Consider the following 17,742-nt stretch of genomic DNA (forward strand, 5'->3'; position numbering starts at 1 on the left):
TCACAATCCCGGTGCGCGGGCGCCCGGCGGGGTTACGGTGGCCTGATCCGTGGCGGACCTCCGCCACCGTCACCGACCCCCGGGGGAAACCACCCATGCGAGCCCTGCGCGTACTGCTGATCGTCGTCGTGATCCTGGGCGCGTTGTTCGTGGTCGCGGACCGGGTCGCGGTGCACTTCGCGGAGGGCGAGGCCGCGGACCGGCTGAAGGCGTCCGAGAACCTGGCCTCGACCCCGGACGTGGACATCAAGGGCTTCCCGTTCCTGACCCAGGTCGCGGGCGGCTCCCTGGACGACGTCGAGGTGGGCATCGCGTCCTACCAGGCGGACACCGGCAAGCCCGGCCGGACGATCCGGATCGACGACCTGAAGGCCGACATGAAGGGCGTGGAGTTCTCCGGCGACTACAGCTCCGCCACCGCGGCCACCGCGACCGGCACCGCGACGATCGCCTACGACGAACTGCTGAAGACCGCCGAGTCCGAGCCGACCGAGGTGGCCCCCGGCGTCACCGCCCGGATCACCGGCCTCTCCGACGGCGGCAACGGGAAGATCAAGGTGGCGGTCCAGGGCACGGTGTCGTCCCTCGGGATCAAGCAGACGGTGTCCGTGCTCAGTTCGGTGAGCGTGGTCGACAACAAGGTCGAGGTGCACGCCGACTCGCTGCCCAGCCTGGCCGGCGCCGCGATCGCCGAGGACCGCATCCGCACCATCACCGACTTCCAGCAGGCCGTCGACCGGCTGCCGGGCGGCATCGTGCTGGACAAGGTGGAGGCCGCGCGGAACGGCGTCCGGATCACCGTGAAGGGTTCGCACGTCAAGCTGGCGGGGTAGGGGCGGGGTGAACGCCGGGACCGGACACGGCTGTCCGAGGAGCGAGACGGTCCCGTCCACACGGCAGATCCGATGGCACGCGGAAGCGTCCGGAGGCCCGGCGGCGGGCGTCCGGGCGCTTCTTTCGTACCGCCATTCGGACGATCGTGTCTCGCCATGTGACACAGCGGTGACACGTCCGCCTGTCCGTCCCTACGATCGGGCCCATGCGGTATTCGACGAGCGTCCTCCAGCCGCGGGGACAGGCGGATCTCACCAAGCGGCGGGCAGTGGACCTGTGCCGCGTTGCCGCCATGCTCTGTCGCCCCTTCTGAGCGGAAGCCCGGCTTCCGCGTCCCTCGCGCCCTGCCGCAAGGCACGGGCATCCGCGCGCCGCTCGGGCACCCGAGCGCGCCTCTCGCCCTACGCACGCACCGCCGCGACTGCCCCGGAGGAGAAAGAATGAGCCGCAGCGACGTCCTGGTCGACGCCGACTGGCTCCAGGAGCACCTGGACGACCCGACCATCGCCATCGTCGAGGTGGACGAGGACACGTCCGCCTACGAGAAGAACCACATCAAGAACGCGATCCGCATCGACTGGACCAAGGACCTCCAGGACCCGGTGCGCCGTGACTTCGTCGACCAGGAGGGCTTCGAGAAGCTCCTGTCGGAGAAGGGCATCGCGAACGACCACACGGTGATCCTCTACGGCGGCAACAACAACTGGTTCGCGTCGTACGCCTACTGGTACTTCAAGCTCTACGGCCACGAGAACGTCAAGCTCCTCGACGGCGGCCGCAAGAAGTGGGAGCTGGACGCCCGCGAGCTGGTCGCCGGCGACGAGGTCCCGCAGCGCCCCCGGACCTCGTACACGGCCAAGCCGCAGGACACCTCGATCCGCGCCTTCCGCGACGACGTCGTGGCCGCCATCGGCGCGCAGAACCTGGTCGACGTCCGTTCGCCCGACGAGTTCTCCGGCAAGCTGCTCGCCCCGGCCCACCTGCCGCAGGAGCAGTCGCAGCGGCCGGGCCACGTGCCGAGCGCGAAGAACATCCCGTGGTCGAAGAACGCCAACGACGACGGCACCTTCAAGTCGGACGAGGAGCTGAAGGCCCTCTACACCGACGAGAGCGTCGACCTCGCCAAGGACACGATCGCCTACTGCCGCATCGGTGAGCGCTCGGCCCTGACCTGGTTCGTCCTGCACGAGCTGCTCGGCGTGGAGAACGTCAAGAACTACGACGGCTCCTGGACCGAGTACGGCTCCCTCGTCGGCGTGCCGATCGAGCTCGGCGCCGGCAAGTAACCCATCCCGACCGACCTCCTGGTCAGACCCTTCTGGAGAAACAGCATGTGCGGAGCGAAGGCCGGCGGCCCGGACGCCTCGGCGATCAAGCCCGGTGAGACCACGATCCAGGGCCAGGTGACCCGCGACGGCGAGCCGGTGACCGGATACGTCCGGCTGCTCGACGCGACCGGCGAGTTCACCGCGGAGGTGCCCACCTCCGCGACCGGGCAGTTCCGCTTCTACGCGGCCGAGGGCACGTGGACCGTGCGCGCCCTGGTGCCGGGCGCGACCGCGGACCGTACGGTCGTCGCCCAGCAGGGCGGGCTCGCGGAGGTCGCCATCGCGGTCTGAGAGACCGTACGGGCTCGCTGTGACGGCGGAGGGCCGCATCCCCTGGGTTGGACACCGGCGGGGATGCGGCCCTCCGGCTTGTTTCCGGAAATAGCGATACGGCTGAATACGAGCTGACAGGTGAATTCCGGCCACCACCGGAACGGCCTATGCCACTACCGTTTCCGGAACACCACCCCTAATCTCCCCTCATGGCAGATTCCGGTTACACACAGATCCTCATCTACGCGCTCAACTATGCCGATCGCATGCTGGAAGAGGTGCCGTATCTGCGTTACTCCACCGAGCGGAGCCTGGGTTATCTGTGGCGCCTTCGGAACCCGGCGGAAAGAGCCGTCGTCGTGACCTCGGAACCCGTCGACCCGTACACCCTGGAATATCATTTCCGGGATGTTTTCGGTTTCGACGACCGGACGGCCGCCAGTGCCCGCGACCGGCTGACCCTGCTCACGCCCGCCTCGCACCGGGTACGCCCGCTGGACGACCTGGTCCTCGCCGACGACGGCCTGGTCCGCGCCCTGCGGGACGCCGCCGGCACGACCGCGCGGGCCGAGATCGTGCACTTCATGGCGTCCGACTCGCTGGACGAACTGGCCCGCCAGACCGGCGCGGAGCTGGACGAGGGCCCCGTCCGCCTGGCCGCCCGCTGGGGCAGCAAGGCCGGGAGCAAGGAGATCCTGCTGCGCGCCGGCGTCCCCGTGCCCCGCGGCGGGGCCGGACTGCTGCGCGGCGAACAGGAGGTGGCCGCCGCCGTCGCGGACCTCACGGCCGCACTGGACCGGCCGCGGCACGTGCTGGTGAAGCTCAGCGCCAGCACCTGGGCGGCCTCGGTCGGCAATGTGCTGGTCGACTGCGAGAAGTACGCCGCCACCGGCGACCTGCTCGGCTCCGCCGAGGTCGTCCGGATGCCCGCCCGGGAGTTCCGCCGGGAGCTGGCCGCCGGGGGCGCGATCGTCGAGGAGTTCCTGGAGGACGTCACCTCCTCGCCCAGCGGCCAGGGGCACATCGCCGCGGACGGCACGGTCCGGGTGGTCTCCAGCCACGACCAGGTGCTCTCCGGCGGCCAGTACTGGGGCTGCCGGTACCCGGCCGGGGAGCGGTGGCGCCCGGTCCTCACGGACGCGGTGGCCCGTACCGGCGCGGTGCTCGCCGAGGTCGGCCACCGGGGCAGCTTCGGCGTGGACTTCGTGATCGCCGGGGAGCGCGGCCCGCTCGCCGTGGAGATCAACCTGCGCAAGGTCGGCCCCAGCCATGTGCTGCGGTACGCCGAGGCCCTGGTCGGCCGGGAGGCGGACACGGACGGGACGCTGCGCCGGCCGGACGGACAGCCCGTGGCGTACGTGCACGGCCGGATCCTCGACCCCGAGGCGCTCGGCCGCCTCGATCCCGAGACCGCCGTCGAGCGGCTGCGCGACCTGGACCTGCTCTACCGCCGCGACCGGGGCGAGGGCGTGGCGCTCCATGTGCTGGGTGCACTCAAGACCTGCGGGTTCGTGGAAATCACCGCGCTGGCCGCGACACCCGAGGCGGCGGAACGCTACAGCGAGGCCGCCCGGACGGCCCTGCTGCGGCCCGCCTGGCCGGACCGGTGAAGACGCGCCGGAAAGGCCGGATACGGACCTGACCGGCTCGGCGGGGCGCTTTCCGGAAAGCGCGGTTTATGGCCGACAACGGGTAGGCGCGCCGGCCGGAACGGGGAAAACCCACTCCGCCGGCCCGCCACGGCGCCACGGACCATCCGGGAATTCCCCGGACCGGTCCGGCTTGTTCTCTTCTGGGTCCGGGCCGGCCTGCCGGCCCGCTGCGCACGTCGGGCTCAGCCGAGCGCGCGGCCCAGCAGCCACACCACCGGGGCCGCCGCCGACAGCGGCAGCGCCACGCCCGCCGTGAAGTGCACGAACCGCGACGGGTAGTCGTAGCTCGCCACCCGGTGACCGATCAGCGCGCAGACCGCGGCCCCCGCGCCGAGGACGGCGCCCTTCGCGCCGAGGCCGGTCATGCCGCCCACCGCGATCCCCGCGCCGGCCGCCGCCAGCAGCGCGACCACGATCCGCGCCGGACCGGGCAGGGGCAGGGCGCGGGCCAGGACCGCCGCGGCCACGGCCGCCGCGCCCACCGACACCGCGTGCGGGCCGGCGGCCAGATAGCCGGTCGCCAGCACCGCGAGCGCCGCCGAGACGACCGTCGCCATCAGGCCGTACAGCCGCTCGTCCGGGGACGCGTGGGAACGGAGCTGGAGGACGAGGGAGAGCAGGACCCACACGCCGAGCGAGCCGAGGATGGCCACCAGGGCGTGGTCGCGGCCGGCCGCCAGGACCGCCACGTCGGCCGTCAGCGCGCCCGCGAAGGCCAGCGCGATGCCCTGCCGGGCGGGCCACATGCCGTTCAGCCGGAACCAGCCGGCGGCCGTGACCGCCTGGAGCAGCACCAGCGGCACGACGAGGGCGTACGGCGCGACGGGCGCCGCCGCGGCCAGCAGCAGGCCCAGCAGCGCGGTGAGCGCCGCCGGCTGCATACCGGGCTCGATGACCGGCGAACGGCCCTCCAGCCGGGCCCGCTGGGCGTCGGTGATCCGCGCGTTGCCGGCCAGGGTGGCGGGGCCGTAGGCGGGCCCGGCGGCCGGATCACCGGACGCCTCGGGTTCGGAGGCGGGCACCGCGGGCGCCGGTTCCGGTGCGGGGGCGGGTGTGGGTACGGGGGCAGGCGCCGGTGCCGGTGCCGGCCGGGGTTCCGGGGCCGGGCCGTATCCGCCGGTGTACGGGCCGGAGTGCGCCCCTTCATACGCTCCGGCGTACGGCCCCGAGTACGGCTGGGGCTGCTGCGGCTGCGGGTACTGGGGCTCCTGGTGCTGCGGGTACTGGGGCTCCTGGTACCCCGGCTGCGGCTGGGGCTGCTGGTACTGCGGCTGCGGCTGCGGCTGCGGCTGCGGCTCCTGAGCGTACGGCTGCCCGTACTGCGGCCGCTGCTCCTGCCGGGGCAGGTACGCCGTCTCCTCCGCCCGCACCGGCGGGTGCGTCTGCGTCTCCCAGGTCTGGCCCTGCCACTGCTGGGTCAGCTCCGGGTCGTGGCCGGGCTGCTGCGCGTACTGCTGCTGCTCGTCTGCGGGCCAGTGCTGCTGCTGATAGGGGTCGTAGCCCTGGTACGGGCCGCCCTGGTACGGCTGGTCGGTCATCGCTCACCCTCCTGCGAACGGCGGGAGCACCTCGACCGTGCCGCCCTCGGCCAGCCGTACCGTCTCATGCGCGCGGGTCCCGACGGGGTCGCCGTCGACGAGGAAGGAGCATCGCTGGAGCACGCGGGTCAGCTCGCCGGGGTGGCGCGCACGCACGGCGGCCAGCGCGGCGGCCAGCGTGTCCGCCTCGTACGGCTCCTCGGCGACCTGGGCCGCGGCCTTGGCGGCGGCCCAGTAGCGCACCGTGACCTGGGGCATCTGAATCCTCAATCGACGGCAGGGAACAAGTGATGGACAAGCACAAGTGTGAGTCAGGCTAGCCCGCCGCCGACACCGCCCAGTCCCCGATCCGGGCCACCAGGGCGTCGTCCGCCGCGTGCTCCGCGTGGCCCATGCCCTCCTCGATCCAGAGTTCGCCGTGGTCACCGGCGGCCTCGGCGAGCATGCGCGGGTGATCGAGCGGGAAGTAGCCGTCGCGGTCGCCGTGCACGAGGAGCAGCGGGGCCGGGGCGATCCGGGGGACCGCCCGGACCGGGGAGAGCGGGACCGGGTCCCAGTCGCGGTGGTGGATGCGGGTGCGCAGGCCGTAGCGGCCGATCAGCCGGCCCTCGGGGCGGGTGACCAGCCAGTGCAGCCGGCGCATCGGAGCGGTGCCCCGGTAGTACCAGCGGGCCGGCGCGCTCACCGAGACGACCGCGTCGACCGTGCCGGGGCGCAGCGCCGCGTGGCGCAGGACCACCGAGCCGCCCATGGAGAAGCCGACGGTCACCACCCGGGCGTGCCCGAGGCCGCGGGCCCACGCCACGGCGGCGTCGAGGTCCAGCACCTCCTTGTCGCCGACCGTGGACCGGCCGCCGGAGCGTCCGTGGCCGCGGAAGGAGAAGGTGACGACCGCGCCGTGGTCGCGGAGCACACCGGCGATCCGTCGCACATGGGGCCGGTCCACATCGCCGGTGAAGCCGTGGGCGACCACGAACACCAGCTCACGGGAGGGTGAAGCGGAGGCGTCCGGAGTATCGGCCGGGGCTTCGTATACGGACGCGCCCGGATCGTATACGGATTCGACCGAAACACCGTCGACCGTGCGCAGAAACGTCCGTATAGCGCCGCGTCTGGGCGTCTCGGAATGCGGACGAACGGTGGAACGTGCCCCATGACCTGCCGGACGGTTGCTCATGTGGGCTATTCTGCTGGGCAGAGGACTCGGGCAGCGTAGCCCCCGGGTCCTTTTGTGCTTTCGGAAGCGTTGTATACGGCGCGGGAAACCTCAGGTGACCGCCGGTGTACGGGGCCTTCGGGATCGCAGAGCAGTGCCCGTCCGCACAGTCCTCGCAGGGACCGAGGAGGAACCAGACGTATGAGTTCTCTGCTGCTCCTGACCAACGCCCTTCAGCCGTCCACGGAAGTGCTGCCCGCTCTCGGCCTGCTCCTGCACAACGTGCGGGTGGCCCCGGCGGAAGGCCCCGCCCTCGTCGACACCCCGGGCGCCGACGTGATCCTCGTCGACGGCCGCCGCGACCTCCCCCAGGTGCGCAGCCTGTGCCAGCTGCTGCGCTCCACCGGCCCCGGCTGTCCGCTGGTCCTCGTCGTCACCGAGGGCGGCCTCGCCGCCGTCACGGCGGACTGGGGCATCGACGACGTCCTCCTCGACACCGCCGGTCCCGCGGAGGTCGAGGCCCGGCTCCGGCTCGCCATGGGACGCCAGCAGATCGTCAACGACGACTCGCCCATGGAGATCCGCAACGGCGACCTCTCCGTGGACGAGGCCACCTACTCCGCGAAGCTGAAGGGCCGGGTCCTGGACCTGACCTTCAAGGAGTTCGAGCTGCTCAAATACCTCGCGCAGCACCCGGGCCGGGTCTTCACCCGCGCCCAGCTGCTCCAGGAGGTGTGGGGCTACGACTACTTCGGCGGCACCCGGACGGTCGACGTGCACGTACGGCGGCTGCGGGCCAAGCTGGGCCCGGAGCACGAGTCGCTGATCGGGACCGTCCGGAACGTCGGTTATCGATTCGTTACGCCCGAGAAGAGCGACCGGTCCGCCGAGGAGGCCAAGGCCAAGGCCGGCCGGGCGAAGGCGGAGGAAACGGACACGCCCGCCGTCCTGGAGGGCACGGAGGTCCACGTCGAGGCGTGAGGCGCGGCGGGCCGCCCGGACCCGGCCCGGCGGCGGCCCCGCCGCCATGTGATACGCCCTGCCCGCAGGCGATCAATCCGCGTAGACTCCGCGCGTGGCCAAGGTGACTCGGGATGACGTGGCACGGCTGGCGGGGACCTCCACCGCCGTCGTCAGCTATGTCATCAACAACGGACCCCGGCCGGTCGCCCCGGCCACCCGCGAGCGTGTCCTCGCCGCGATCAAGGAACTGGGGTACCGGCCCGACCGGGTGGCCCAGGCCATGGCCTCCCGGCGCACCGACCTCATAGGGCTGATCATCCCGGACGCCCGCCAGCCGTTCTTCGGCGAGATGGCGCACGCGGTCGAACAGGCCGCCTCCGAGCGCGGAAAAATGGTGCTGGTCGGCAACACGGACTACATCGGCGAGCGCGAGGTGCACTATCTGCGCGCCTTCCTCGGCATGCGCGTCTCGGGCCTGATCCTCGTCTCGCACGCGCTGAACGACTCCGCCGCCGCCGAGATCGACGCCTGGGACGCCCGGGTGGTGCTGCTGCACGAGCGGCCCGAGGCCATCGACGACGTGGCCGTGGTGACGGACGACCTCGGCGGCGCCCAGCTCGCCGTGCGCCACCTGCTGGAGCACGGCTACGCGTACGTCGCCTGCATGGGCGGCACGGCCGAGACGCCGGCCGTCGGCGACCCGGTCTCCGACCACGTCGAGGGCTGGAAGCGCGCCATGGCCGAGGCGGGCCTGTCCACCGAGGGCCGGCTGTTCCAGGCGCCGTACAACCGCTACGACGCCTACCGCGTCGCCCTGGACCTGCTGGCCGGCCCGCACCGGCCGCCGGCGGTCTTCTGCTCCACCGACGACCAGGCGATCGGTCTGCTGCGGGCCGCGCGCGAGCTGCGCATCGACGTGCCCGGGCAGCTCGCGGTGGCCGGCTTCGACGACATCAAGGAGGCCGCGCTCGCCGATCCGCCGCTGACCACGGTCGCCTCGGACCGCTCGGCGATGGCCCGGGCCGCGGTCGACCTGGTGCTGGACGACGGGCTGCGGGTGGCCGGCTCGCGCCGGGAGCGGCTGAAGACGTTCCCGTCCCGGCTGGTGGTGCGCACGAGCTGCGGCTGCGGCTGATCCCGGGGCGCCTGGCGGACGGGTCCGGACACCTCCGGGGCGCGTCCGCGGCGCATCCGGGGCGCGTCCGCGGCGCATCCGGGGCGCGTCCGCGGCGCATCCGGGGCGCGTCTTTATACCGGGCAAACGAGGTTCTGCCGGGCTTCTCAGCGTGCACTCAGGAAGCTCTCATGGTCACGGGGGACTCTTGTGTCATGACCGAGAGCCAGGGCATCCACGAGCAGCCGCACTCCTCCTCCGTCCCGACCTCCGCGTGGCCGCCCCCGCCGCCGTACCAGCCGTTCACCGAGCCCGCCGCGCACCGCGGGAAGCGGGCCCGTGGTCCGGTGGCCCTGCTCGCCGCGGTCGCGATCGTGGCGGCGGTGGTCGGCGGCGGTACGGCCTACACCGTCCAGGAACTGGCCGGCCCGGACACGGCCGCCACCGCCGGCGGCACCACCACCGTGGTGCCGACCGCCAAGAAGGGCGACGTGGCCGCGATCGCCGCCGCGGTCAGCCCCAGCGTGGTCGAGATCAACGCGACCCTCGCGGGCGGCTCGTCCACCGGCTCCGGCGTGATCATCACGTCCGACGGCGAGATCGTCACCAACAACCACGTCGTCTCCGGCGCCACCTCGATCAAGGTGCGCACCAGCGACGGCCGCAGCCGCACCGCCGAGGTGGTCGGCACCGACAGCTCCAAGGACCTGGCGCTGATCAAGCTGAAGGACGCCAAGGGGCTGAAGCCCGCGGCGCTCGGCGACTCCGCCGGCGTCCAGGTCGGCGACGGCGTCGTCGCGATCGGCTCCCCCGAGGGGCTGACCGGCACGGTGACCAGCGGCATCGTCTCGGCCCTGAACCGGGACGTGACCGTCTCCACCGACGAGAACCAGGGCCAGGAGCAGGGCGGCGACGGACAGTGGCCGTTCCAGTTCGGCGGCCGTGAGTTCAACGGCGACACCGGCTCCTCCACCACGACCTACAAGGCCATACAGACCGACGCGTCCCTGAACCCCGGCAACTCCGGCGGTGCGCTGATCGACGCGGGCGGTCATGTCATCGGCATCAACTCCGCCATGTACGCCTCCAGCGCGCAGGCGTCCTCGTCCTCCGACGCGGGCAGCGTCGGGCTCGGTTTCGCCATCCCGGCCGACACCGTCAAGTCCGACCTCGCCGCACTGCGGGCGGGCTCCACCCGGTAGACCCTCACGCGCCCGACGGCGCAGAGTCAGCAAGGAGCAGGTCATGATCCAGCACGTTCCCCACCGCATGGCCGAACGCGGCCCCGCCGGCCTCGCCCTGGCCCTCTCCATCGTGTCCGAGCTGTACGTGCCCGTCCCGGCGCCGCGTGCCCCGGAGGTCGCGGCCGTGACCCCCGTGCCGCAGTTGATGGGCCTGCGCACCTCCGCCGTCCGCCGGCACCGCCGCAAGGTGCCGCTGCACCGCCTGAACACGGTGCGGGCCTGACCCGCCCGCGTGTCCCTCGCCGGCCCCCCGGACGTGGCACGCTGAGAGGCACCCGCACCCGACCCACCGCACCCCGAGGACACCGCGAGCGATGAGCCCCGCCGAAGGCGACCGTGACCCCCAGCGCATCCTGATCGTCGACGACGAGCCGGCCGTACGGGAGGCGCTGCAGCGCAGCCTCGCCTTCGAGGGGTACGACACCGAGGTCGCCGTCGACGGCGCGGACGCCCTGGAGAAGGCCGACGGCTACCGGCCGGACCTGCTGGTGCTCGACATCCAGATGCCGCGCATGGACGGTCTGACGGCGGCCCGCCGCATCCGGGGCACGGGGGACACCACACCGATCCTGATGCTCACCGCCCGCGACACGGTCGGCGACCGGGTCACCGGCCTGGACGCGGGCGCCGACGACTACCTGGTCAAGCCCTTCGAGCTGGACGAGCTGTTCGCCCGCATCCGCGCGCTGCTGCGCCGCAGCTCCTACGCGGCGGCCGTGTCCGCCGAGGCCCAGCGGGACGACGCACTCACCTTCGCCGACCTGCGGATGGACCTCGCGACCCGGGAGGTCACCCGCGGCGGCCGGCCCGTCGAGCTGACCCGCACGGAGTTCACCCTGCTGGAGATGTTCATGGCGCACCCGCGCCAGGTGCTCACCCGGGAGCAGATCCTGAAGGCGGTGTGGGGCTTCGACTTCGAGCCGTCCTCCAACTCGCTCGACGTGTACGTGATGTACCTGCGCCGCAAGACCGAGGCGGGCGGTGAACCGCGCCTCGTGCACACCGTGCGCGGCGTGGGCTACGTCCTCAGGCAGGGCGGCGCCGAGTGAGCCGTCTGGTGCGCCGCTACCGGGCGCTGCCGCTGCGGGCCCGGCTGGCGATGCTGGTGGCTGCGGCGGTGGCGTTCGCGGTGGCGGCGGTCTCGGTGACGTGCTGGTTCATCGTGCAGCGCAAGCTGTACGACCAGGTCGACGAGAACCTGCGCAAGTCCCTGCGGAACACCACCGAGACCGACCAGGTGCTCTTCGCCCTCGCCAACTGCACGGACCGGCCGCCCGCCGACAGCATCTTCGGGGACAGGTACTCCCAGGTGGTCACGGAGGACGGCAAGGTCTGTCTGTTCGCCGGCGCCTCGGCGAAGATCAACGTCACCGAGGCCGACCGGTCGGAGATCAGGCACCTGGACGTCGGCACGATCTACTTCCGCAACGGCACCGACTCCGACGGCAACGACGTACGGGTGCTCACCAAGCCCCTCCTCGCCACCGCCACGGGGGCCGGCGAGCGCGGGCCCAACGTCGGCGTGCTGATCGCCATACCGCTCAAGAGCACCCAGAAGAACCTCAACGACCTCGCGCTGATCCTGCTGCTGGTGTCCGCCATCGGGGTCGTCGGCGCCGGCGCCGCGGGGCTCGCGGTCGCCCGGGTCGGGCTGCGTCCCGTCGACAAGCTCACCGAGGCCGTCGAGCACGTGGCCCGGACCGACGACCTGAGCGTGCGCATCCCCGTGGAGCGGGGCAGCGAGGACGAGATCGCCCGGCTGTCCCGGTCCTTCAACTCGATGGCCGCCTCGCTGGCCAGTTCCCGCGACCTCCAGCAGCAGCTGATCGCCGACGCCGGCCACGAACTGCGCACGCCCCTGACCTCGCTGCGCACCAACGTCGAACTGCTCACCCGCAGCGAGGAGACGGGCCGCCCGCTGCCGCCCGAGGACCGCAAGGCGCTGCTCGCCTCGGTCAAGGCGCAGATGACCGAGCTGGGCGCGCTGATCGGCGACCTCCAGGAGCTGTCCCGCTCCGAGGGGCAGCGGGGCGAGCGGGTGCAGGTGGTCGACTTCCGGGACACCGTCGAGGCGGCCCTGCGCCGGGCCCGGCTGCGCGGTCCGGAGCTGTCCCTCACCGCCGACCTGGAGCCCTGGTTCGTCCGGGCGGAGCCGTCCGCGCTGGAGCGCGCGGTCGTCAACGTGCTGGACAACGCGGTGAAGTTCAGCCCCGAGGGCGGCACGATCGAGGTGCGGCTGCACGACGGCGTGCTGACCGTCCGCGACCACGGCCCCGGCATCCCCGAGGACGAACTCCCCCACGTCTTCGACCGGTTCTGGCGCTCCCCCGGCGCCCGCGCCCTGCCCGGGTCCGGTCTGGGCCTGTCCATCGTGGCCCGTACGGTCCAGCAGGCCGGCGGCGAGGTCGTCCTGTCCCGCGCCGAGGGCGGCGGCACGGTGGCCACGGTCCGGCTGCCGGGCGCCCCGACACCTCCGCCGCCGGCCCCGGCCGGCTGACCGGCGCGGCGGCCGGCGCCCCGGGTGCGGGCGCGCGGCAACCTCCGCCCGTCCCGCGGCGACTCCGGCTCAGCACCCCGCCCGGCCAACCGACTGGAGTCGCCCATGAGTTCCCGTACGCCCCGCGTCCGTCACCGCCGCCGCCGTGCCGCGTTCGCGCTCGGGCTGCCGCTCGCGCTCACCGCCACGGCCGGCCTCGGCTACGGCCTGCTCGGCCCCGGCGCCCAGCCGCGCGCCTCCGCCGCCACCACCGCCGTACCGGCCTGGGCCACGGCCGCCGCCGACGGGTTCGCCTCGGTGGACGCGCTCGGGCAGAACGGCACCTACGGCGGGCGCGGCGGCGAGATCGTCACCGTGAGGACGCTCGCCGACCTGGAGAAGTACGCCACCGCCGAGCAGCCATACGTCATCGTCGTGGCCGCCGCGATCACCATGGACCCGGTCGGCAAGGAGATCAAGGTCCGCTCCGACAAGACCATCATCGGCTCCGGCACCTCGGGCCAGATCGTCGGCGGCGGCTTCTTCCTCGGCCAGGGCGTCCACAACGTGATCATCCGGAACCTCACCATCCGGGACGCGTACCAGGGCGTCTGGAACGACAAGGAGCACGACTACGACGGCATCCAGATGGACGGCGCCCACCACGTGTGGATCGACCACAACGACATCCGGCACATGGCCGACGGGCTCATCGACAGCCGCAAGGACACCACGTACCTGACCGTCTCCTGGAACCGGCTCGGCCAGGAGAACAAGGCGTTCGGCATCGGCTGGACCGAGAACACCACCGCCGACCTGACGATCCACCACAACTGGATCCGCGAGACCGAGCAGCGCAACCCCTCCACGGACAACGTCGCCCACGCGCACCTGTACAACAACTACCTCCAGGACGAGCCGGGCACCGCGATCACGGCCTCCTACGGCACCTACGCCCGCGGCCACACCAACATGCTGCTGGAGAACTCCTACTTCCAGGGCCTGGACAACCCGGTGATCAGGGACGCCACCGCCACGCTCGTGCAGCGCGGCAACGTCTTCTCCGGCACCGGCGGCCGCAACGAGAGCGGCGGCACGGGCGCCGCCTGGGACCCGGAGAGCTTCTACGGCTACACCCCCGACCGGGCCGCCGACGTGCCGGCGCTGGTCAAGGCCGGTGCCGGACCGCGCGGTTCGCTCGGCACGAGGGCCGTCAAGGCCGCCGCGACCACGCTCACCGTCGCCAAGGACGGCTCGGGGCAGTACACGACCGTGCAGGCCGCCGTGAACGCCGTCCCCGCGGGCAACGCCTCCCGGGTCGTCATCGCCGTCAAACCGGGCACCTACCGGGAGACGGTGAGGATCCCGGCGGACAAGCCGCACGTCACCCTCCAGGGCACCGGCGCCGGCCGCAAGGACACCGTCATCGTCTACGGCAACGCCTCCGGCACGAAGAAGCCGGACGGCTCGGGCACCTACGGCACCGGCGGCAGCGCGACCGTCGCCGTGGAGGCCGACGACTTCCAGGCCCGCAACCTCAGCATCACCAACGACTTCGACGAGGGCGCGCACCAGGACATCGCCCAGCAGGCCGTCGCGCTGCGCACCGCCGCCGACAAGGTGTTCCTGGACGGGATCATCGTCAGCGGCGACCAGGACACGCTGCTGCTGGACACCGCCGCCAAGGAGAAGCCGGGCCGGGTCTACCTGACGAACTCCTACGTCGTCGGCAACGTCGACTTCATCTTCGGCCGGGCCACCGCCGTCCTCGACAAGTCGGTCATCACGCTGAAGAAGCGCTGGAACGGCACGTCGGCCGGCTATGTCACCGCGCCCAGCACGGCGGCCGGCCGCAAGGGCATCCTGATCGCGAACTGCGCCGTGAGCGGTGACGTCGCCGACCGCAGCTTCTACCTGGGCCGCCCCTGGCACGCCGGCGGCGACGCCACCCTCGATCCCCAGACCACCGTCCGCGACACCACCCTGAGCGCCGCGGTGAAGACGGCGCCCTGGACCGACATGAGCGGCTTCTCCTGGAAGGACGACCGCTTCGCCGAGTACCGCGACACCGGCGCCGGCGCCGCCCCGGCCGGCCCGGACCGCCCCCAGCTCACCGACGCCCAGGCCACCGCCCAGGAGATCGGCGACTGGCTGGGCGACTGGACGCCCACGGCGTCCTGAGGACGGCCGGGGTTCCGGTGGCGTCCTGAGGGCGGCCCGGATCCCTGCGGCTCCTTGCGGGCGGCCCGGGTCCCGGGTTACTGCACGATCGTGATCCGGTCCGGCTTCGGCGGGGTGATCGGCGCGGTGGCGGACGAGTTGGCGGTCAGGTACTTCGCCAGGGCCGTCAGGTCGTCCGCGCCGACCAGGTCGTTCGTGCCCTGGCCCAGGGTCGCGAAGCCGTCGCCGCCGCCCGCGAGGAAGCTGTTGGTAGCGACGCGGTAGGTGGCGGCCGGGTCGACCGGGGCGCCGTTCAGCCGGATGGAGGCGGTGACCACGCGGTCCGCGCCGGTCTTGGTGAGGTCCAGGGTGTAGGTGAGGCCGGCGGACGGCTGGAGGATCTTCGGGGCCGCCGCGTTGGCGCCGCTCACCTGCTCCTTGAGCACCTGGACGAGCTGGGCGCCGGTGAGGTCCTGGAGGTTCACGGTGTTGGCGAACGGCTGGACCGTGAAGCCCTCGGCGTAGGTGACCACGCCGTCGCCCTCGGTGCCCTTGGCGGCGTAGGTCAGGCCGGCCCGCACGCCGCCCGGGTTCATCAGGGCCAGGCTGGTGCGCGGGTCCAGCTCACGGCCGTGGGCGAGCTGGGCGTCGGCGATCAGGTCGCCCATCGGGGACTCGGTGCCGGTGTTGCCGATGTCGGCGGAGACGTAGCCGATGGGCCGGTTGCCGATCGGGGCGGCCAGGGCGTTCCAGCGGTCGATCAGACCGGTCAGGTCCGCCGCCTTGGGCACGTCCCGGGTGACCACGTGGTTGGCGGACTTCACCGCCGTACGCACGATGTCGCCCGTGCGGCGGTCGTAGGTCAGCGTGGTGTCGGTGTAGAGGCGGCCGAAGGAGGACGCCGAGGTGACCATGCGGGGCCGGCCCGAGGGGTCCGGGACCGTGCACACGTAGGCGTTGTGGGTGTGGCCGGTGACCAGGGCGTCCACCGCGGGCGTGACGTTCTTGGCGATGTCCACGATCGGACCGGACAGGCCGCTGCCGGCGCCCGGGGAGTCGCAGTCGTAGTTGTAGGAGCCGGAGGCCGGGTAGCCGCCCTCGTGGATCAGCGCCACGATCGACTGCACGCCCTGGCGCTGGAGCTGCCGGGCGTACTTGTTGATGGTCTCGGCCTCGTCCTTGAAGGTCAGGCCCTTGACACCGGCGGCGGACACGATGCCCGGGGTGCCTTCGAGGGTGACCCCGATGAAGCCGATCCGGACACCGTTCTTCCGCCAGACCCAGTACGGCTTCAGGATCGGCTCGCCGGTCGTGTCGTCCAGGACGTTCGCGGCCAGGTAGGGGAAGTCGGCGCCCTGGAACCCGCGGCCGGCGTAACAGCCGTCCGTGGGGTGGCAGCCGCCGTTCTGCAGCCGGGCCAGTTCCCGGGCGCCCTCGTCGAACTCGTGGTTGCCGACCGAGGTGACGTCCAGGTCCAGCTTGTTCAGGGCCTCGATGGTGGGCTCGTCGTGGAACAGCCCGGACAGCAGCGGGGAGGCGCCGACCAGGTCGCCGCCGGCCGCGGTGACCGAGTAGGGGTGGCCTTCGCGGGCCTGGCGCAGATGGGTCGCGAGGTACTCGACCCCGCCCGCGTCCACCGTCTTGGTGCTGCCGTCCGGCTGCGCCTCGGTGATCCGCCCGGACGAGCCGGACGGGGGCTCCAGGTTGCCGTGCAGGTCGTTGAAGGACAGCAGCTGGACGTCCTGGTAGCGGCCCGGACGGTGGTGGTGGTCCTCGTGGGCCTGTGCCGGGAGCGCGGCGGTGAGCGCCGCCGCCGTGGCGAGTCCGGCCGCGGCGGCGAGGAAGGCGGAGGCACGGCGTCTGGTGCGCCGGGGCGCGGCTGGCATGGGAACCCCCCTGTGGGTCGGCTGTGATGGCTCGCGCAGCCTAGGGTCAACGCGCGTAGCGCGACAGAGGGTTCGGGGTTACATCATGGTTTCCCTTTGCCGCCGCGCGGGCCGGGCGGGCCGGTCGTCGCGTTGCCGCCGGTGTGCCGGGACTTCGCCCCGGCGGGCCCGTACCCTCATACGCATGAGCAGCGACGACACCGTACGGGGCTTCCCCGCCCGCTCCATCGAGACCCACTCCGCGCTCACCCCGGACCAGGCCGAGGCCGTGCTGGACCTGCTGGGCGAGGCCGCCCGGACCGACGGGCAGCAGCCGGTGTCCGAACAGGGCCGGCTGCAACTGCGCGGCGGAGCCCGGACGGGCGTCTCGCACCTGCTGCTGACGTCCGACGGCGAACTGGCCGGCTACGCCCAGCTGGAGGACACCGACCCGGTGGAGGCGCCGGCCGCCGAGCTGGTCGTGCACCCCGGGCACCGCGGGCACGGGCACGGGCGGGCGCTCGGCTCCGCCCTGCTCGCCGCCTCCGGCAAGCGGCTGCGGGTGTGGGCGCACGGCGGCCACCCCGCCGCCCGGCACCTGGCCCAGGTGCTTGGCTTGACCCTGTTCCGCGAACTGCGCCAGATGCGGCGGCCGTTGACCGGCCTGGACCTGCCCGACCCGGTGCTGCCCGAGGGCGTGTCGGTGCGCGCCTTCGTGCCCGGCAAGGACGACGCCGCCTGGCTCGCGGTGAACGCCGCCGCCTTCTCCCACCACCCGGAGCAGGGCGCGCTCACCCAGCGGGACCTGGACGACCGCAAGGCCCAGCCGTGGTTCGACCCGGCCGGGTTCTTCCTCGCCGAGCGGCGCGGCGAGCTGATCGGCTTCCACTGGACGAAGGTGCACGCCGAGGAGGGCCTGGGCGAGGTGTACGTCCTCGGGGTGCGGCCCGGCGAACAGGGCGGCGGCCTCGGCAAGTCCCTCACCACGATCGGCCTGCGCCACCTGGCCGCCCAGCAGTTGCCGACCGCGATGCTCTACGTCGACGCCGACAACAAGGCCGCGGTGACGGTGTACGAACGGCTGGGCTTCACCGTCCACGAGACGGACCTGATGTACCGCGCGGAGACGTGAGCGGAAG

At 72.6% G+C, this 17,742-nt stretch carries 17 protein-coding genes; 13 read left to right on the plus strand and 4 right to left on the minus strand.

Going from position 1 to position 17,742, the window contains the following annotated elements:
* Positions 1 to 95 precede the first annotated feature (95 nt).
* From ACH4OA_RS11205 to besA, 5 genes are all read left to right on the plus strand, one after another.
* Complete coding sequence (locus tag ACH4OA_RS11205) at positions 96 to 833, plus strand: DUF2993 domain-containing protein (RefSeq protein WP_397968712.1); 738 nt, start codon at positions 96 to 98, stop codon at positions 831 to 833.
* 206 nt (positions 834 to 1,039) lie between these two features.
* A complete protein-coding gene (locus ACH4OA_RS11210) occupies positions 1,040 to 1,147 on the plus strand; it encodes an Ms5788A family Cys-rich leader peptide (protein ID WP_348273507.1) in 108 nt (35 codons plus the stop codon).
* A 127-nt stretch (positions 1,148 to 1,274) separates the two neighbouring features.
* Positions 1,275 to 2,120, plus strand: a complete 846-nt coding sequence (locus tag ACH4OA_RS11215) for a sulfurtransferase (RefSeq protein ID WP_397942478.1) — start codon at positions 1,275 to 1,277, stop codon at positions 2,118 to 2,120.
* A gap of 45 nt (positions 2,121 to 2,165) precedes the next feature.
* Positions 2,166 to 2,453, plus strand: a complete 288-nt coding sequence (locus ACH4OA_RS11220; RefSeq protein ID WP_365873007.1) for a DUF1416 domain-containing protein — start codon at positions 2,166 to 2,168, stop codon at positions 2,451 to 2,453.
* A 191-nt stretch (positions 2,454 to 2,644) separates the two neighbouring features.
* A complete protein-coding gene (gene besA / locus ACH4OA_RS11225) occupies positions 2,645 to 4,045 on the plus strand; it encodes an L-propargylglycine--L-glutamate ligase BesA (protein WP_397968714.1) in 1,401 nt (466 codons plus the stop codon).
* A gap of 224 nt (positions 4,046 to 4,269) precedes the next feature.
* Here besA and ACH4OA_RS11230 read toward each other — a convergent pair whose 3' ends face one another.
* The 3 genes from ACH4OA_RS11230 to ACH4OA_RS11240 are packed head-to-tail and all read right to left on the minus strand — an operon-like array spanning position 4,270 to position 6,802.
* On the minus strand, positions 4,270 to 5,625 hold the full coding sequence (locus ACH4OA_RS11230; protein WP_397968716.1) for a hypothetical protein: 1,356 nt from the start codon (positions 5,623 to 5,625) through the stop codon (positions 4,270 to 4,272).
* A 3-nt stretch (positions 5,626 to 5,628) separates the two neighbouring features.
* Complete coding sequence (locus ACH4OA_RS11235; protein ID WP_365873013.1) at positions 5,629 to 5,883, minus strand: MoaD/ThiS family protein; 255 nt, start codon at positions 5,881 to 5,883, stop codon at positions 5,629 to 5,631.
* A 58-nt stretch (positions 5,884 to 5,941) separates the two neighbouring features.
* A complete protein-coding gene (locus tag ACH4OA_RS11240; protein ID WP_397942472.1) occupies positions 5,942 to 6,802 on the minus strand; it encodes an alpha/beta hydrolase in 861 nt (286 codons plus the stop codon).
* A 180-nt stretch (positions 6,803 to 6,982) separates the two neighbouring features.
* Here ACH4OA_RS11240 and ACH4OA_RS11245 point away from each other — a divergent pair, with 180 nt between their 5' ends.
* The 7 genes from ACH4OA_RS11245 (at position 6,983) to ACH4OA_RS11275 (ending at position 14,759) form a co-directional block, all read left to right on the plus strand.
* Complete coding sequence (locus ACH4OA_RS11245) at positions 6,983 to 7,762, plus strand: response regulator transcription factor (RefSeq protein ID WP_365873017.1); 780 nt, start codon at positions 6,983 to 6,985, stop codon at positions 7,760 to 7,762.
* A 94-nt stretch (positions 7,763 to 7,856) separates the two neighbouring features.
* On the plus strand, positions 7,857 to 8,879 hold the full coding sequence (locus tag ACH4OA_RS11250; protein ID WP_365873019.1) for a LacI family DNA-binding transcriptional regulator: 1,023 nt from the start codon (positions 7,857 to 7,859) through the stop codon (positions 8,877 to 8,879).
* A 194-nt stretch (positions 8,880 to 9,073) separates the two neighbouring features.
* Entirely contained in the window at positions 9,074 to 10,060 is a 987-nt protein-coding gene (locus tag ACH4OA_RS11255; RefSeq protein WP_397968718.1) for a S1C family serine protease, read from the plus strand.
* A 43-nt stretch (positions 10,061 to 10,103) separates the two neighbouring features.
* Positions 10,104 to 10,325: a hypothetical protein gene (locus ACH4OA_RS11260; protein WP_365873023.1), complete on the plus strand. Its 222-nt coding sequence runs from the start codon at positions 10,104 to 10,106 to the stop codon at positions 10,323 to 10,325.
* Between the two features lie 91 nt (positions 10,326 to 10,416).
* Positions 10,417 to 11,151, plus strand: a complete 735-nt coding sequence (locus tag ACH4OA_RS11265; RefSeq protein ID WP_365873025.1) for a response regulator transcription factor — start codon at positions 10,417 to 10,419, stop codon at positions 11,149 to 11,151.
* The gene (locus tag ACH4OA_RS11270; protein WP_397968720.1) at positions 11,148 to 12,599 is read left to right on the plus strand and encodes an ATP-binding protein; all 1,452 of its coding nucleotides are present in this window, start codon (positions 11,148 to 11,150) and stop codon (positions 12,597 to 12,599) included. The genes ACH4OA_RS11265 and ACH4OA_RS11270 overlap by 4 nt, the downstream gene beginning before the upstream one ends.
* 105 nt (positions 12,600 to 12,704) lie before the next feature.
* Positions 12,705 to 14,759: a pectinesterase family protein gene (locus tag ACH4OA_RS11275; protein ID WP_397968721.1), complete on the plus strand. Its 2,055-nt coding sequence runs from the start codon at positions 12,705 to 12,707 to the stop codon at positions 14,757 to 14,759.
* A 77-nt stretch (positions 14,760 to 14,836) separates the two neighbouring features.
* On the opposite strand, the gene ACH4OA_RS11280 is transcribed toward ACH4OA_RS11275, so the two are convergent.
* Entirely contained in the window at positions 14,837 to 16,624 is a 1,788-nt protein-coding gene (locus ACH4OA_RS11280; RefSeq protein WP_397968723.1) for a bifunctional metallophosphatase/5'-nucleotidase, read from the minus strand.
* Positions 16,625 to 16,808: 184 nt separating this feature from the next.
* Here ACH4OA_RS11280 and mshD point away from each other — a divergent pair, with 184 nt between their 5' ends.
* Positions 16,809 to 17,735: a mycothiol synthase gene (gene mshD, locus ACH4OA_RS11285; RefSeq protein ID WP_365873033.1), complete on the plus strand. Its 927-nt coding sequence runs from the start codon at positions 16,809 to 16,811 to the stop codon at positions 17,733 to 17,735.
* Positions 17,736 to 17,742 lie beyond the last annotated feature (7 nt).

Source organism: Streptomyces sp. NPDC017095, assembly GCF_044332325.1.
Classification (GTDB): Bacteria; Actinomycetota; Actinomycetes; order Streptomycetales; family Streptomycetaceae; genus Streptomyces.